Genomic DNA, 15,528 nt, shown 5'->3' with positions numbered 1-15,528 from the left:
CGACATGCTGTCCGCACTGTTCCGCAAGCAGGGGACGCCCACCGAGCCGGCGACCCTGCAGGTCGGCAGCACCACCGACGTGGAGGCCTGGGCGGCCGATCAGCGGGACACCCTGCACGGCCTCGTCGCCGAGCACGGCGCGCTCATGGTCCAGGGCCTCGGGCTGCGCGCCGCGGCCGACGTCGCGGCCGTCCTGCGGCAGGTGGCCACCCGCCCGGCGATCGAGCGGGAGGCCTTCGCCGCCCGTGAGAACTACGCAGAAGGCGTCTACTCGTCGTCGGCGTGGCCGGCCGGCCAGGCGATGTGCATGCACCACGAACTGAGCTACGCGGGGGAGTTCCCGGGCATGCTGCTGTTCGCCTGCCTCCGCCCGCCCACCGAGGGCGGGGCCACCGCGGTGGCCGACTCGACCGCCGTGCTGGAGGCTCTGCCGACCGGACTGGTCGAGCGCTTCGAACGGGAGGGCTGGCTGCTCACCCGCACCTACAACGACGAGATCGGCGCCACGCTCACCCAGGCGTTCGGCACCGACGACCGCCGTGCCGTCGAGGCGTACTGCCGTGCCAACGCCGTGGAATGGGCCTGGCAGCCGGACGGCTCCCTGCGCACCCGGCAGCACCGCGGCGCCGTCGTGCACCATCCGGTCACCGGCCGGCGCTGCTGGTTCAACCAGATCGCCTTCCTGAACGAGTGGACGATGGCCCCCGAAGTGCGGGAGTTCCTCATCGAGGAGTACGGCCCCGACAATCTGCCCTTCAACACCTGTTTCGGCAACGGTGATCCCGTGCCCCAGGACGTCGTCGAGCAGATCAACAAGGTCTACGAGGCACACACCCTGCGCCGGCCGTGGCAGGCCGGCGACCTCATGCTCGTCGACAACATCCGTACCGCGCACAGCAGGGAGGCCTATGCGGGCCCGCGGGACGTCGTGGTGGCGATGGCGGACCCGGTGCGCCGGACCGGACCCGCACCGCAGACCGGGAGGGCAGCGGCATGACCACGGTGAACCACCCCTTCCGCGAAGAAGTCACCCATGGGGACGCCCGTTCGGACGCCCGTACCGTGCCGCCCTTCGCGGTCGTCCCGGGTGAGCAGGTCAAGAGCGTGCTGGACTGCCGGGAGAAGGCGGTCGTGGACGTGGTCGAGGCGACGTACCGCCTGCACGGCGCCGGTCGCACGGTCAACCCGCCGTCGTCCTTCCTGCGGTTCCCCGACCGTCCGTCGTCGCGGATCATCGCGCTGCCCGCCTCGCTCGGCGGCCGGGCACGGGTGGACGGACTCAAGTGGATCTCCAGCTTCCCGGAGAACGTGTCATCGGGGATCCCGCGTGCCTCGGCGGTCCTGATCCTCAACGACCACGACACCGGCTATCCGTTCGCCTGCATGGAGAGCTCGATCATCAGCGCCGCCCGGACGGCCGCGTCCGCCGCGTCGGCCGCCGACTGGCTCAGCAGGGGGCGGCCGCGCCCTGCCCGTCTCGGGTTCTTCGGCGCCGGTCTGATCGCCCGTTACATCCACACCTACCTGGCAGGCACGGGCTGGTCGTTCGACGAGATCGGCGTGCACGACGTGTCCGCGGTCAGCGCGGCGGGCTTCCGCCTCTACCTGGAGCAGTCGGGAGCCACCGGCCGGGTCACCGTGCACCGCGGTGCCGAAGAACTGGTCCGCTGCAGCGATCTGGTGGTCTTCGCCACCGTCGCCGCCCGGCCGCACATCAGTGACCCGTCGTGGTTCCGCCACAACCCGGTGGTGCTGCACGTGTCGCTGCGAGACCTCGAACCGCAGGTCCTGCTGTCCGCCACCAACGTCGTCGATGACGTCGACCACTGCCTCAGGGCCGCCACTTCACCCCATCTCACCGAGCAGCTCACCGGCAGCCGGGCCTTCCTGCACGGCACCCTGGACGACGTGATGGCCGGCCGGGTTACGGTGCCGGCGGACCGGCCCGCGGTGTTCTCGCCGTTCGGGCTCGGAATTCTCGATCTGGCAGTCGGCCGCTATGTCTACGACGAGGTGGTCAAGTCCGGCGAACTGCAGGTCGTCGACAACTTCTTCCACGAGCTGTGCCGGTACGGATGAGACGGCACGCCGTCGCGCCGCCCCGCCGGTGATCCACCGCAGACGAGGAGACCATCGTGCCTGTCATATCCGTTCCCCACGCATTCAACGAGGAGGATCTGTACGTCGACCTGCGGCCGATGCTCGGACAGCCCTTGTTCCTCAAGTGCGAGGGATTCAATTTCGCCGGTTCGATCAAACTGAAGGCCGCGACCGAGATGGTGGAGTCCGCCGAGCGGAGAGGGACCATCACCCGGGACTCGATCCTGGTCGAATCCTCCTCGGGCAATCTCGGCGTGGCTCTCAGCATGATCGCGGCGAGCAAGGGCTACCGGTTCGTCTGCGTGACGGACTCCCGCTGCAACCTGGCCACCAGGCTGATGATGGAAGCACTGGGCAGCAAGGTCCACGTGGTCTCCGAGGGGACCGCCGCCGGCGGTCTGCTCGGCGCACGGCTCGCGTTCGTGCGTGACCTGTGCGCCGCGGACCCTCGCTGCGTGTGGCTGAGCCAGTACACCAACGCCGACAACTGGAAGGCCCACTACTACCGGACGGCACCCGCCATCGCCCGCGGATTCCCGCACCTGGACGTGCTGTTCATCGGGGTCGGCACCACCGGAACCCTGATGGGCTGCGCCCGCTGGTTCCGCAACTGGCACCGGCCGGTGCGCATCGTGGCGGTGGACAGCGTCGGCTCCGCCGTCTTCGGCGACCCACCGGGGCGCCGGATGATTCCCGGCCTCGGCATGAGCGTCCGCCCGCCGCTGCTCGACGAGGCGTACGTGGACGAGGCGGTTCGCGTCGAGGAGGCGGACACCATCCGCACCTGCCGCAGCCTGGCCATGCGCGGCTTCCTCTTCGGCGGCTCCACCGGCACGGTGGTCAGCGGCGCGAAGGACTGGCTCGACCGGCACGACACCCGAGGCCTCACCCCGGTGGCGATCGCCCCGGACCTCGGTGAGCGGTACCTCGACACCATCTACCATTCCAACTGGGTGCAGGGCCTCTACGGCGAGGACGTCCTCCTTGCGGAAGCGCCGACGGAAGGGGACGGCCGGGCACGCAGAGCCGGCGCGTCCAAGGGCATGGTCTCCTGACGCACAGTCACCTAAGGTCGTTCCTCTGCCGACTTGCGCGATGTCGTCGCACCGCTCACCGTCTCGGTGCTGGACGGCGGTGTGAGCGCACGGGGGCGTCGCTGCGCAGGGCGGTGGACCGGGACGGCTACCGGGTCGCCATGTCGGCCTGCGGCGGCTCCTGAGTGCCTACTTGGGGATCGACCCGCCGGACGTGCCGGTCGCGCGAGCGCCGTGCCCCCAGTGCCGGGGCCCGCACGGCCGCCCCCTGGTCCGCGAGGCCGCTCTTCACTTCTCCGTCTCCCGCACACCGGGTCACTGACTCCTCGCCTGCGCGGTCACCGAGGTCGGTGCCGACGTGGAGAAGACCCCCTCCCGCGCCGCCGTCGAGGAGATGTCCGCGGTGTTGCACCCGCGGGAGGCCGCCGAGCTGGCGGCCTGTCCGCCGGGGGACCGCCCGGCGGCGTTCGTCCGGGCACGGACCCGCAGGGAGGCGTATCTGAAGGGACTCGGTACCGGACTCGGACGCGACCTTCGCGCCGACCACCTCGGCACGTCGCCACACGCACCGGCCCGAATACCGGCTGCTCGGTCAGCGGCGTTTCCGTGCCCGCGGGCTACGAGGCCGCCGTCGCGGTACGCGCGGCGACCGGAGCGCCGCCGAACGCCATGCGGGCGGCGGTCATGCGGGAACGCGGATGCAGGCCATCGGGTCGGTGGTGGGCTGCGCAGACCCGCCGACGGGTTCGACGGTGATGCAGACGGCGGTGGCCTCCTTGAGCGGCCCTACGAGGATGTCAGACTGGCGGCCGCCTGCGGCAGGCAGCAAACCGGCGGGCCGGTACCGGCCGGACTCGGCGTACCACAGTTCGTAGACCTTGCCCCCGGTGAGCGACGGCAGGCCGGAGGCGATCAACGCGGCCCGGCCCTGGGACCGCGAGGCGACAACACTCGCAGTGGCACCGTCGGACAGGTCCTCGGTGCTGATCGTCCCGTCCGGCGCGGCCAGTACGTCGGCGAGCGCGGCCGTGCCGGAGCGCACCTCCGCGAGCTGCAGGCGCGCGATGTCGGCCCCCGAGTGCTGCCACGCCGCCACACCTCCCAGGGCCACCGCTGCCGCGAGGCACGCGGTCACCGCGAACCGCAGGCGCTGCTGCGGCACGCGGAGCCGTCGCGGCGCTCCGGGGGAAGGCCGGTCCTGACGGACGCAGGCGATCTCCGCCAGCACGCGGCGGCGAAGGTCCGCAGGCGGCGTGAGCGACTCGGCCGCGACCAGCAGGGCGGTGGTGGGCGTCAGTCGGTCGGCCTCCCGGCGGCAGGACGCACAGCCGGCCAGGTGGTTCTCGAAGGCCGCCTCCTCGGCGTCCGGCAGGGCGTGCAGCACGTAGGCGCCGATGGCGAGATGCGGGTCGTCGATGCTCATGAGCCGGCCTCCAGACACGCGCGCAAGCTCTGCAGCCCCTGTCGCATCCGTGACTTGATCGTTCCTGCCGGGGCGGCCAGGGCATCGGCCACTTCCGCGTACGTCAGGCCCTGGTAGAACGCGAGCATCAGCGGCACCCGCTGCGCGTCTTCCAGCTTGGCCAGGCAGCGGAAGACCACCCGCTGCTCCTCGCGGCCCTCCACCGCTTCGGCGACCACGTCGAAGGGCGGCTCGTGCTCCAGCACGCCGGAGCGCAGCTCGCGCGCCCTGCCAGCGGCGACGGAACGCACCCGGTCCACTGCCCGGCGGTGCGCCAGGGTGAGCACCCAGCTCCGGGCGGCTCCCCGCTCGGGACGGAAGCGGTCCGCGGTGCGCCACACCTCGATCATGACGTCCTGAGTCACCTCTTCCGCCTGGGCCTTGTCCCGCAGCACACGGCAGGCCAGTCCCATCACCGGCGGCGCGAGTGCGTCGTAGACGCCGGCGAAGGCCTGCTGATCACCCTCGGCCGCCCGGGTGAGCAGCCCGTCCACCCGGTCGTCGTCCGGGGACCGCCCCGCGGGGTGCCGCGCGTCACCGCGTGTGTCCGGCATCGGTTCCACAATCCATTGCCGCTCCTCGACTCGGCTCGAGCCCACATCGTCGGCGCTCTTTGCGCACCCGGCCGAGAGCCGTCCGCCTGACGTATTCACCTCCTTGGCGCAGACGACCGCCGGACGGTACCGCTCGCCCGGGGGACCTGTGCCGGACCGTTCAGGTGCACGGCCGAGTGCACCGTCCTGCCTCCCGGCCCGGGCACAACGATCAGCGGCCCGCCCAGCCGCCGCACCAGAACCGGGCCCCGGCCGGCGAGAACGTCGCCCCCGTGGCCAGACCGCGCCTCGGGGGCGTCCTCCAAGCGGTCCGCGACCGCGATGTCGAGGTCCCCGCCCAGGTCGGTCGGTGTGCAACGGCTGCGCCCGTGCCGCACCGTATGGGTGACCGGCCCTGACACGATGAGCACCGCGTCGCTGCGCTGCTCGGGCGACATGTCCCGCCCGTCGAGCCACGCGTCGTGACGCGCCGGGCGACACAACCGGTGTGTGCATTGCGAACGGCAGGGTGACGCACCTGCGCGACGAGCACCCGGAGGAAGAGCCAGGCATCACGGTCCCTCCAGACGGCAGACGGCGCGAACCAGGGCAACGCCCTCACTGGTTATTCGAAGCTGCGGCGCCCCCGGATCGCAGTGATCAGCGACTGGGGCGACATTCGGGACAACGGTTCGCCGGCGCCGTCGCGCGCGTCCTGACCGGCCCGGCTCAGGCCATGGCCTTCAGAAGGGAGTCGAGGGTGTCGACATCAGGGACGAACCAGACGTGGTCGGACCGGCTCGATTCGTGGACAAGGGCCCGCAGGGTGGAACTGGCCTCCAGGTGCCGCGAGATGACGGCGCGACGGTGCCGTGCCCGCACCGCGGGGCGAGGACCTGACCGGCACTTCGGGTTCGGTCGTCACCGCCACTTCGGGGGACGGCTACGGCGAAGTTCAGCCCTGTCCTCACCGCTGTGGTGGGCATCGTCGTACTCGTCGTCCTGCTCGGCCTCGTCGTCGTCACCCGCTACGAGGTCGCCGGGCCGAGCCAGGCCCTCTGCAGTGCACGCCCTGGTCGGCGTCGTGCTGAACGACGTTGATCGAACCCTTCACTGATCGCTGCTGCCTGGCGGCGGGAACGCGAGCCCCGACGGGAAGCCCACTGCTCGGGCTGGCTGGCCTGTGTTCGGGTCACCCTGCCGGGGTTTCGGATACGTCAGCGACAAAGCCGTTGCGTCGGCGGAGACTCAGGCGGGATCGGCTGAGGTCGACGGGCAGGAGCAGCCCAATAGCTGGTTCGCCGCCTTCGCCGGTGATATGGCTGTCGCCGCTGTCGTCCCCGCCAGAGGAAGCGGCGGCGGGGCGGCAGGAACCCTGTCCGCCGCCATCCTCAAAGCAGCGCCGCCACGTTGAACATGGAATGGAATTGCGTCAGACCGTCAGGACTTCTCGGAATCCTTCGCCGGCGCGGCAACCCGGGAGTGCAGTGCCGTAAGACCGTCGAGGAACATCTCCAGGGCGAGTTCGAAGCTGTCCTGGTCGATCCCTTCGGCATGCTCGCGCAAACGGTGCGCTCCGGCCAGGTGCGGGTATCGGTCGACGTAGACCTGGACATCGTCGTCGAATCCTCCGGCGAAGGAGCTCATCGCGGCACCGACCACCAGGTACTTGGTCGAGGCTCCGATCATCGTGGCGTACCGGGGAGGCCAGCCTCCGGCCACCAGACCGCCGTGTACGGTGTCGGCGCGCCGCAAGGACGCTTCACGATGTGCCGGTCCATAGGCCAGGAACGGAACGATGTTGGGGTGGGCGGCCAGCGCAGCGCGATAGGACCGTGCCCAGGACGCCACTCCATGACGCCAGTCGCCGGTTTCGAAGCCCGAGACATCGACGTTCGCCATGATGGTGTTCGCGACCTCGTGGAGAACATCGTCCTTGGTCTTCACATGCTCATAGAGTGAGGAGATTTGGACCCCGAGGCTTCGGGCGAGCTTGCGCATCGACAGCTCGGCGAGCCCTTCCTCGTCCACGATGGCCAGCGCCGATGTGCAGATGCGCTCCCGGCTGAGAATCGGTTTGGTCGGCCGGCCCACCGATGCACCCCCAGGTCGTGTCGCGGTCGGTTACCCCCAGTGCCCCGCTTCTGACCTCACCTTACACACAAGGGCAGGGTGGGAAGGTCACTCGAACAGCGGACCTGCGCGGGTCACGGCAGGCCGCTCCTGGGATGCTCGGTCCGAACCGGAGGCAGGGCGGGCGCGGCGGACCGGGCTGGGCTGAACCGGCTCCGGCAAGCGCGTCTCTGCTGTCAAACCGTTCATCGGTTCGACTTGACCGCGGGATGGTGCGGTGCGGGTCCTCGGATGGTGCTGAGCGGGCGGTCCGCGCAGTGGCTGCACGGGCAGCCATGAGTACGCGGTCGGCGACCATGGGCTGCCCGCCCGCCCAGATGCCGGCGAGGGGACAGCCAGGGCCGAGGGAGCACTCAGTGCACACCCGCTGGACGGCCACCGCACCCCCCAGCACGTGGTCGTACTCGGAGCTTCCCGCGGTGGCCGTCCCGTGTCCACAACCCACCAGGTGGATGCGACGGCTATTCCGACGGATCGCGGACCGTCTTGATCCGCCACAGCGAGAGCAGAGCGACGGCCGCCATCACCGCCACGTATATGGAGATCGACATCGATGTGTGCGTGGTCTCCAGCAGCAGAACCATCAGGAACGGTGCCAGACCACCGCCGAGCACCGCGGCGATCTGGTAGCCGAGGGAGGCGCCGGAATAGCGCACCTCGGCGCTGAACATCTCGGCGAACAGCGCCGCCTGCGGACCGTACGCCGCCGACAGGCACGTGATGCCCCCGACCATGGCCAGGACGACGAGCGGGAACTGCTTGGTGTCGACGAGCTGGAACATCGGGAACGCCCAGATGCCCAAGCCCACGACCCCGGCCGCGTAGACGCGGCGACGGCCCACGCGGTCCGAGAGGGCCGCGAAGAACGGGAGTGCGACGAGCTGGGCGGCATTGCCCAGCAGCACGGCTGTGAGCACGGTGCTCTTGCTCATTCCCAGGTGCCTGTTGCCGTAGTCGAGCATTCCGGTGACCATCAGATAGAAGGCCGCATTGACGACGAGGAACGAGCCGGCTGCGAGAAGGATCTGCTTGGGCTGGGAGCGCAGCACCTCCAGCACCGGCGAACGCCGCCGGGCTTCTTTACTCTCGGACAGTCGCTCCTCCGCGCGTTGGAACGCGGGTGTCTCCTCCAGCCGCTTGTGGACGAACATGGCGAGCGCGATCAGCACAACGCTGAACAGGAACGGCACCCGCCATCCCCACGCCGCGAAGTCCTCCTTGGCGACCACGCTGGACATGACGAGAAAGGTCAGATTGCCGAGGATCAGGCCGATCGGCACGCCGAGCTGCACAAAGCTGCCGTACAGTCCTCTTCGCCCAGGCGGTGCGTACTCGGTCGCGACGAGCATCGCACCGCCCCACTGCCCTCCGACCGCCAGGCCCTGAGCGAAGCGGAGCAGCGCCAGCATGATGGGTGCAGCGATCCCGATCACCGAGAAGGTGGGCAGCAGACCGATGAGCGTGGTCGCAACACCCATGATGATGAGTGTCGCCACCAGAACGGGTTTGCGGCCGTACTTGTCGCCGTAGTGGCCGCAGACGATGCCCCCGAGCGGGCGCGCGGCGAAGCCGATGGCGAAGGTCGCGAAAGCCGCGAGCACTCCGGCCACGGGGCTGAACGACGGGAAGAACTTTGTGCTGAACACAAGCGCGGCGGCCGTGCCGTAGATGAAGAAGTCGTACCACTCGATGGCGGAACTGGCCATGGCGGTGAGGGCCGCGCGGCGTACCTCGGAGCGCGGAACCGGCGCTGTGTCGGTTGGTTTCTGTGGGTCTGTCCTGGTGCTCTGGGCAGTCATGGGGTGACGGTCCTTTCGGCGGCTCGGGGGGTGGCTTGCTTGGTGAACTGGCGACGCAGTTCCCGCTTGAGCACCTTGTGGCTGGGGCCAAGCGGCAGATGGTCGACGACCTCGACGCGACGGGGGTACTTGTGGCGGCCCAACCGGTCGCGGGTCCATGCGATGAGGGCGTCAGGATCGATGCGGCGGCCGGACCGCGGCACGACAACGGCGCAGATCTCTTCGCCGCGTTCGTCGTCGGGGATGCCGATGACGGCTGCCTCGGCGATGTCGGAGTGGCGCATCAGGGCTTCTTCGACCTCGCGGGGGTAGACGTTGAAGCCACCGCGGATGATGAGATCCTTCTTGCGGTCGACGATCGAGAGAAACCCGTCGGCATCCTTGCGCCCGATGTCGCCGGTACGGAACCAGCCGTCGACGATGGCGGCGTCGGTGGCCTCCGGGTCACCGAGATAACCGGCCATGACGTTGTGACCGCGAATGACGATCTCGCCCGTCTCGCCGTGCGGCAGCAGCTCGACGGAGCCCTCGACTTCGGCGTCCGCGACCTCCACCTCAACGCCCCACAGGGGATGGCCGACGGTGCCGGGCCGCGTCCCGTACGCGGACTGGTTGACACTCGCGGTCGGCGAGGTCTCGGACAGCCCGTAACCCTCATACACGGTGGTGGTGAAGGTCTTCCCGAAGCGCTCAAGGACCGTGACCGGCAGTGACGCGCCACCGGAGATGCACATGCCAAGCTTCGGAAGCTCCGTCTGGCCGGCCGCTCTGTCCAGGAGCCGGATGAACATCGTCGGTACGCCGTAGAACGCGGTGACCGCTTCGTCCCGCATGAGGGCGATGGCGCCGTCCGGCTCGAACCGTGGCTGCAGCACGAGCGTTGCGCCCACCCGGAAGGTCGCGTTCATGGCCACGGTCTGACCGAAGGTGTGAAACAGCGGAAGGCAGCCGAGCACGACGTCGTCAGGCCGCAGCCCATTGGCGTCGTAGGCATTGACCGTCGCGTTCATGACCAAGTTGAAGTGGGTGAGCACGGCACCCTTGGGGCGGCCTGTGGTGCCGGAGGTGTAGAAGATGACGGCTGGGTCGTCGGTAAGCCGGGTGGCGTACGTACGCAGCGGGTCGGCCGGAGCTGCGAGTGCGTCCAACGACCCGCTGTTGCGATCGTCCCCGAGGGGGAGGAGGGGGATCCCCGCCGCCTGCGCCGCCTTCCGGCCGAGATCGAGGTGGCTCACCTCAGCGACGAGCGTTCGGGCGCCGGAGTGCCGGAGGATGTACGCGGCTTCGTCGGCGTTGAGCAGTGTCGGCACCGGCACGACGACACCGCCGAGGGCGAGGATGGCGTAGTAGGTGCGAACGAAGTCCGCCGTGTTGGGGCACAGCAACGCCACACGGTCATCGGGGCGTACGCCCAGTTCCCGTAGCGCGGCGGCGTAGCGCAGGGCCTGGGCCCACAACTCGCCGTAGGTCAGGCGGACGCTGCCTTCGACCAGGGCGAGACTGCCGGGGGAGCGGCGAGCGGGTTCGGCGAGCGTCGCCGCGAGCGACAAGGCTGTCATAAGGTCTCCTGCTCAATCACACAAGAGCGCTGACATGGGGTCAGCGAAGGACTGGCGGACATGGGTTCCGGGCCCGGCGGCCTGACGAAGCTCGGAGCGCCGCATTGCGGGCGCTTCGGCGAGTCGGCGACGCCGGACACGCGAGGGGGACGGGTTCGGCGGCGGCGCGGTAAGGGTCGTGAACCGCGCTCTCTGACGTCGGCGGCACTCGGTGGGCTACCGATCGGCGTTCGGTTGTTGCCGCAGCGTAAACCGATCGCCGATCGGTTACAAGGGGGTGCCGAGAAGCTGCGGATTCTCCGTGCCGTCGGTGAAATGCGGGACGTGGACCGAGCCCCGAACGACACACCGACGCAGGCGACCAGGCCGAGCGAGACCGAGACGACCCCGCGCACCGAGGAGCCCCCCGGCCCAGCTCCTCCGTGATCAGGCAGTAGGTCATGTGGTCGCCGCCGGAGCCGCCGTCCTCCTCGGGGACCGTCAGCCCCAGGAAGCCCGCGTCGCCCAGATTCCGGACGATCCCGCGGTCGATCCACTCCTCGCGGTCCCACTGAGCGGCATACGGGACGACATCCCGGTCCACGAAGTCACGAGCGGTTCCCGTGCCGCGGCCTGTTCCAGGGAGAGGCACAAATCCATGGAGTTCCCCCCGAATCGATCACCGATCGATTCGGGGGCTGGCACGCCCACGCGGTCCGCCGCAAGAGGGGCAGCCACGAGATCGCCGAGACCCACGAATGGGGCCCGGCCTCGAGAGTCGGACAAATCGGGCCCCCCAGGGCGCGGGGCGCGCATGCCGAGCCGGCGGAGGCGCGCAGCCCGGGCCGCGAGGCAGGGCTGCGGCTGCCATGTGCTCCACGGCCACGTCCTTGCCGTGGTCGCCTGCCTGTCTCATCGACGCCGCGGCGAACTCGGTGGCGGCGCCTGTGCCGTGGCCTCTGCGGTGAGACGTTGCGCCGCAGGCGCGGAGCGCCGCCAGCCACTGCGACTACCGCCCGGGCCGGACAGAGAAGGTCAGGCCGTACGCGCTTCGAGGGGGCACTCGGGATGCCCCCCTTCACAGCCGGGTGCGACACGGGCTACAGTCCCCATAAAACTTGCAGTGCTAGTTAAAGACTGGACGGTGCGGCTCCCCCTCGGCGCGCTCCCCTACACCCGACTGCGAGGTGTACCCCCATGGATCTTGACCTCACACCGGAGCATGCTGCCGGCGCGACCTGGCCAAGGGCCGGATGTCGTTCACGCAGAGCTGTGTCGGCGTGGTCCGGGCCGCCCTGCAGGCGGCCGTGCGGCACGCGGCGGAGCGCAAGCAGTTCGGCACGCCGGTGGCCGGGCACCAGCCGCTCCAGAAGGTGATCGAGGAGACCGCGGTCGCCTCGGCACCGCCCGGCTGCCGAGGCGGCAGGGCGCCGACCACATCGGCCGCGGGCTGCCTCGCGCCACCGAGCCGCGGTGGCAGTTGTACCGGTTCGCCGACCCGCGCGAGCGAGGCCGCGGTGCGCTGCGCGAGCAACGCGCTCCAGATCTTCGGCGGCCAGGGATGCAACGACACGTACCCGGTGGGCAAGGCGCCCGCGAGATGACTTTTCCGCGAGGGCACCAGCCAGATCCCCAAGCCCCTCATCGCAGCCGCCTTCACTGGTGTCGACCCCATCGGTCCAGCTGCCCATTCCACACCCGCCACCGTCCACCCAAACCAGGAGTCCCCGTGCGCCCCGTGTACTTCGCCGCCGCCCGCCGCACCCCCATCGGCCGGCTGCGTGGCGCCCTGTCCACCGTCCGCCCTGACGATCTCGCCGCAGCCGTCATCAAAGGCCTGCTCGCCGATGTGCCCGCCCTGGATCCTGTCCGTATCGACGACGTCTATTGGGGCGCCGCCAACCAGGCCGGCGAGGACAACCGCAATGTCGGCCGGATGGCCGTGCTGTTGGCCGGCCTGCCGGAGTCCGTGCCCGCAGCCACGGTCAACCGGCTGTGCGCCTCGGGCATGGAGGCGGTCATCGCCGCCGCTCGGACCATAGCCGCCGGTGAGGCCGAGGTGGTTGTCGCCGGCGGCTCGGAGTCGATGAGCCGCGCCCCCTTCGTACTGCCGCGCCCGGACGAGGCGCTGCCGCACAAGATCGAGACGTACGACACCCGGCTCGGCTGGCGGCTGACCAACCCGCGTATGCACCAGCTGCACGGAGTGCTCTCCATGGGCGAGACCGCCGAGGAGGTCGCCGAGCGCTATGGTGTCGGCCGCGAAGAGCAGGACACTTTCGCCCTGCGCAGCCACCAGCGCGCCGCCGCCGCCCGCAAGGACGGCCTCTTCGACGCCGAGATCCTGCCTGTCACCCGGCCCGACAGGGTTGTCGTCACCGCGGATGAGGGCATCCGCGAGGACACCACGGCCGAGCGCCTCGCCTCCCTCAGTCCGGTCTTCCGCCCGGACGGCAGCGTCACCGCGGGGAATGCCTCCCCGATGAACGACGGCGCTGCCGGGCTGCTGCTGGTCAGCGAGGAGGCGCTGCGCGAACTGGAGCTGGAGCCGCTGGGCCGTTACGCCGCCGGCGCCAGCGCCGGGGTTCACCCCGACACCATGGGCATCGGCCCGGTCCCCGCCACCCGCAAGGTGCTGGCCCGGCTCGGCTGGGACATCGCCGACATCGAGGAGGCCGAGTTCAATGAGGCCTTCGCCGCCCAGGCACTGGCCTGTATGGACCAGTTGGGCATCGACCGGGAGCTGGTCAACCCGACCGGTGGTGCCATCGCGCTAGGCCACCCCCTCGGCTGCTCCGGTGCCCGCATCCTCACCACCTTGCTGCACCGAATGCGCCGCACCGGCGCACGCCGCGGGCTGGCCACCATGTGCGTCGGCGTCGGCCAGGGCAGCGCCGTGGTCGTCACCCGCGGCTGACACTCGGCCTGACTCTACGGTGGGCGCTCTGTCACCGGGGCCGCTTGACGGTCCCGCTCAGTCGGTCCGACGCATGGTTGTGACACCGTCTCCGTTTCCTGGCTGTGCGGCGGTTCTCTTGACCTCGTCGAGTGCCTCCACATTGCGCACGAACTCCGTGGTGTTGCCGCGCAGGTCTGCGAGTTCGTGCATGTCTACGGCACCGGCGGTGCCGGCCTCGGCGCGGATCGCCTTGACAACCGTGGCCTCTTGGAAATGGTTGGCGAACTCTGGAAACAACCTCGGCCAGCAGGTCTGTCAACGGCGTCGCAGTAGCCCCCGAGCTGCCCCGTTCGAATGCGGCCGGCCCCGCATCTCCAGGCTTGCTCCGGCCGGACGGTGCGGCGAGCGCAGCGCACGCCGCGACGGCAGCAGCTCGATCCGGCCATCGGGCCCGCCAGACCAGCGGGCGGGCGGGCACCTGCATGACCGAGACCAGCGCCTCCCGACAGAGGCACCGCTCCCGGCCTCGAAGTCATGCCCGCCATCATCGCCCTCGCCGCCCGCGCGGCCGCGATCATTCGGCCCGGAGCCGCCGCCACACCGCCTTCGCCGCGTGATGACCGGACATGCCGTGCACTCCAGGGCCGGGCGGGGTCGCCGACGAGCACAGGAAGACGGCGGGGTGCGCGGTGGCGTAGGGGACGCGGGCCAGTTTGGGGCGGAGCACGGTCTGGAGGCCCGCGAAAGCGCCGCAGGCGATGTCACCGCCCACGTAGTTCGCATTGCGCGCGGCGAGTTGGGGCGGGCCGGCGACGGCCCGGGCAAGGACCAGGTCGCGGAAGCCGGGGGCGAACCGCTCCAGCTGTCGTTCGACGGCCTCGGTGGCGTCACCCTCCCAGCCGGCCGGCACATGACCGTACGCCCACAGCACGTGCTTGCCGTCGGGGGCCCGGGTGGGGTCGATCAGGCTCGGCTGCGCCGTGATCAGGAACGGCACCTCGGGATCGCGGCCTTCGACCGCCCTCCGCAGGGCCGTGTCGATCTCGCGCGCGGTCGGGCCGATGTGCACGGTCCCGGCCTCGCGGGCATCCTCTGCGGTCCAGGGCACGGGCCCCGACAGGGCGTAATCAATCTTGAACGCGGAAGCGCCGTACCGGTAGCGCCAGTACGCGTGGCCGAGTCCCGCGATCCTGGCGAGCGCCGTCGGCGAGGTGTCGAAGACGTACGCGCGGGCGGGAGGCAGTTCGTCCAGGCGCCTGACCTCGGTGCCGGTGTGAATCTCGCCGCCCAGTTCCCGCAGGTAGGAGGCGAGCGCGTCGGAGATGGCCTGGGAGCCGCCGCGCGGCACCGGCCAGCCGACCTCATGCGCGGCGAGCGCGAACATGAGGGCGATGCCACCGGTGGCGACACCGCTCGTGGGCGCGATGGAATGCGCCGCGAGCCCGGCGAGCAGCGCCCGGCCCTTCTCGCCCTCGAAGCGGCGGGCCAGCCAGGACGCGGGCCGGATCGCGTCGAGTCCGAAGCGGGCGAAGCGGTACGGGGCGCGGGGCAGCCCGTCCCAGGGGGTGCGCAGGAAGTCGGCCGCAAGGGTGTCCCAGTGCCCGAGGTAGGGCGCGATCAGCCGGCGGTAGGCGCCCGCGTCGGCGGCGCCGAGGGACATGGCGCTCTCGCCCACCGATCGGCTGAGGATCGCGGCCGTGCCGTCGGGGAACGGGTGCGCGAGGGGCAGCCGCGGGTGCAGCCACTCCAGGCCGTGCCGGGCGAGCGGCATACCGGCGAACGCGGGTGATCCGATGCCGAGCGGATGCACGGCGGAGCAGGGGTCGTGGCGGAAGCCGGGGAGGGTCAGCTCCTCGGTGCGCGCACCGCCGCCGACGCTGTCCAGGGCCTCGTACAAGGCAACGGAGAAGCCACGGCGGGCCAGTTCGACCGCGGCGGTCAGTCCGTTGGGGCCCGCCCCCACGACGACGGCATCGAGCATCGACGGCACCTTCGGACTCCTTTGTCAGCCGAGGCCATGAGCCCCCAGG

13 protein-coding genes and 2 pseudogenes are annotated in these 15,528 nt (G+C 70.5%); 6 read left to right on the top strand and 9 right to left on the bottom strand.

Annotated features, from left to right (window positions below):
- Window positions 1-4 precede the first annotated feature (4 nt).
- The 4 genes and pseudogenes from ACH5AF_RS28790 to ACH5AF_RS28775 form a co-directional block, all read left to right on the top strand.
- A complete protein-coding gene (locus tag ACH5AF_RS28790; protein WP_398905546.1) occupies window positions 5-997 on the top strand; it encodes a TauD/TfdA family dioxygenase in 993 nt (330 codons plus the stop codon).
- Window positions 994-2,079, top strand: coding sequence for a 2,3-diaminopropionate biosynthesis protein SbnB (sbnB, locus tag ACH5AF_RS28785; RefSeq protein ID WP_398905545.1), 1,086 nt, complete (start codon window positions 994-996; stop codon window positions 2,077-2,079). The genes ACH5AF_RS28790 and sbnB overlap by 4 nt, the downstream gene beginning before the upstream one ends.
- Before the next feature lie 56 nt (window positions 2,080-2,135).
- Complete coding sequence (gene sbnA, locus ACH5AF_RS28780; RefSeq protein ID WP_398905544.1) at window positions 2,136-3,155, top strand: 2,3-diaminopropionate biosynthesis protein SbnA; 1,020 nt, start codon at window positions 2,136-2,138, stop codon at window positions 3,153-3,155.
- 373 nt (window positions 3,156-3,528) lie between these two features.
- Window positions 3,529-3,624: pseudogene (locus ACH5AF_RS28775) on the top strand (4-phosphopantetheinyl transferase); the annotation flags it as partial.
- A gap of 192 nt (window positions 3,625-3,816) precedes the next feature.
- On the opposite strand, the gene ACH5AF_RS28770 reads toward ACH5AF_RS28775, so the two are convergent.
- The 7 genes and pseudogenes from ACH5AF_RS28770 to ACH5AF_RS28740 all read right to left on the bottom strand — a co-directional run.
- Window positions 3,817-4,557: an anti-sigma factor domain-containing protein gene (locus ACH5AF_RS28770; RefSeq protein WP_398905542.1), complete on the bottom strand. Its 741-nt coding sequence runs from the start codon at window positions 4,555-4,557 to the stop codon at window positions 3,817-3,819.
- Window positions 4,554-5,150: an ECF RNA polymerase sigma factor SigK gene (gene sigK, locus ACH5AF_RS28765; RefSeq protein WP_398905541.1), complete on the bottom strand. Its 597-nt coding sequence runs from the start codon at window positions 5,148-5,150 to the stop codon at window positions 4,554-4,556. Before sigK ends, ACH5AF_RS28770 begins: the two co-directional genes overlap by 4 nt.
- A 708-nt stretch (window positions 5,151-5,858) precedes the next feature.
- Window positions 5,859-6,011 carry a DUF4180 domain-containing protein gene (locus tag ACH5AF_RS28760; protein ID WP_398905539.1) on the bottom strand — a complete coding sequence of 51 codons (153 nt, stop codon included), beginning with the start codon at window positions 6,009-6,011 and terminating at the stop codon, window positions 5,859-5,861.
- Between the two features lie 558 nt (window positions 6,012-6,569).
- Window positions 6,570-7,223 carry a TetR/AcrR family transcriptional regulator gene (locus ACH5AF_RS28755; protein ID WP_398905537.1) on the bottom strand — a complete coding sequence of 218 codons (654 nt, stop codon included), beginning with the start codon at window positions 7,221-7,223 and terminating at the stop codon, window positions 6,570-6,572.
- Between the two features lie 500 nt (window positions 7,224-7,723).
- Window positions 7,724-8,968, bottom strand: a complete 1,245-nt coding sequence (locus ACH5AF_RS28750) for an MFS transporter (RefSeq protein ID WP_398905536.1) — start codon at window positions 8,966-8,968, stop codon at window positions 7,724-7,726.
- An 89-nt stretch (window positions 8,969-9,057) separates the two neighbouring features.
- Window positions 9,058-10,620 (bottom strand): long-chain fatty acid--CoA ligase, encoded by a 1,563-nt coding sequence (locus tag ACH5AF_RS28745; protein ID WP_398905534.1) that lies wholly within the window; start codon window positions 10,618-10,620, stop codon window positions 9,058-9,060.
- A 317-nt stretch (window positions 10,621-10,937) separates the two neighbouring features.
- Window positions 10,938-11,259: pseudogene (locus ACH5AF_RS28740) on the bottom strand (acyl-CoA dehydrogenase family protein); the annotation flags it as partial.
- 578 nt (window positions 11,260-11,837) lie between these two features.
- Between ACH5AF_RS28740 and ACH5AF_RS28735 the strand changes: the two are divergent.
- Window positions 11,838-12,203 (top strand): acyl-CoA dehydrogenase family protein, encoded by a 366-nt coding sequence (locus tag ACH5AF_RS28735; RefSeq protein WP_398905606.1) that lies wholly within the window; start codon window positions 11,838-11,840, stop codon window positions 12,201-12,203.
- Between the two features lie 125 nt (window positions 12,204-12,328).
- Window positions 12,329-13,516, top strand: a complete 1,188-nt coding sequence (locus ACH5AF_RS28730; protein WP_398905532.1) for a thiolase family protein — start codon at window positions 12,329-12,331, stop codon at window positions 13,514-13,516.
- Window positions 13,517-13,573: 57 nt separating this feature from the next.
- On the opposite strand, the gene ACH5AF_RS28725 is transcribed toward ACH5AF_RS28730, so the two are convergent.
- Together ACH5AF_RS28725 and ACH5AF_RS28720 are read right to left on the bottom strand one after the other, a co-directional pair.
- A complete protein-coding gene (locus ACH5AF_RS28725; RefSeq protein WP_398905531.1) occupies window positions 13,574-13,708 on the bottom strand; it encodes a hypothetical protein in 135 nt (44 codons plus the stop codon).
- A 364-nt stretch (window positions 13,709-14,072) separates the two neighbouring features.
- A complete protein-coding gene (locus tag ACH5AF_RS28720; RefSeq protein WP_398905529.1) occupies window positions 14,073-15,488 on the bottom strand; it encodes a phytoene desaturase family protein in 1,416 nt (471 codons plus the stop codon).
- Window positions 15,489-15,528: the final 40 nt, after the last annotated feature.

Source organism: Streptomyces sp. NPDC018833 (assembly GCF_044390825.1).
Lineage (GTDB): Bacteria > Actinomycetota > Actinomycetes > Streptomycetales > Streptomycetaceae > Streptomyces.
This window is presented reverse-complemented; position numbering and strand designations above follow the sequence as displayed.

Excerpts from the sequence above, each read along its gene's own strand:
- ACH5AF_RS28750 (WP_398905536.1), bottom strand. The coding sequence starts at position 8,968 with ATGGCCAGTTCCGCCATCGAGTGGTACGACTTCTTCATCTACGGCACG.
- sbnB (WP_398905545.1), top strand. The coding sequence starts at position 994 with ATGACCACGGTGAACCACCCCTTCCGCGAAGAAGTCACCCATGGGGAC.
- ACH5AF_RS28790 (WP_398905546.1), top strand. The coding sequence starts at position 5 with ATGCTGTCCGCACTGTTCCGCAAGCAGGGGACGCCCACCGAGCCGGCG.
- ACH5AF_RS28770 (WP_398905542.1), bottom strand. The coding sequence starts at position 4,557 with ATGAGCATCGACGACCCGCATCTCGCCATCGGCGCCTACGTGCTGCAC.
- sigK (WP_398905541.1), bottom strand. The coding sequence starts at position 5,150 with ATGCCGGACACACGCGGTGACGCGCGGCACCCCGCGGGGCGGTCCCCG.
- ACH5AF_RS28725 (WP_398905531.1), bottom strand. The coding sequence starts at position 13,708 with ATGCACGAACTCGCAGACCTGCGCGGCAACACCACGGAGTTCGTGCGC.
- ACH5AF_RS28745 (WP_398905534.1), bottom strand. The coding sequence starts at position 10,620 with ATGACAGCCTTGTCGCTCGCGGCGACGCTCGCCGAACCCGCTCGCCGC.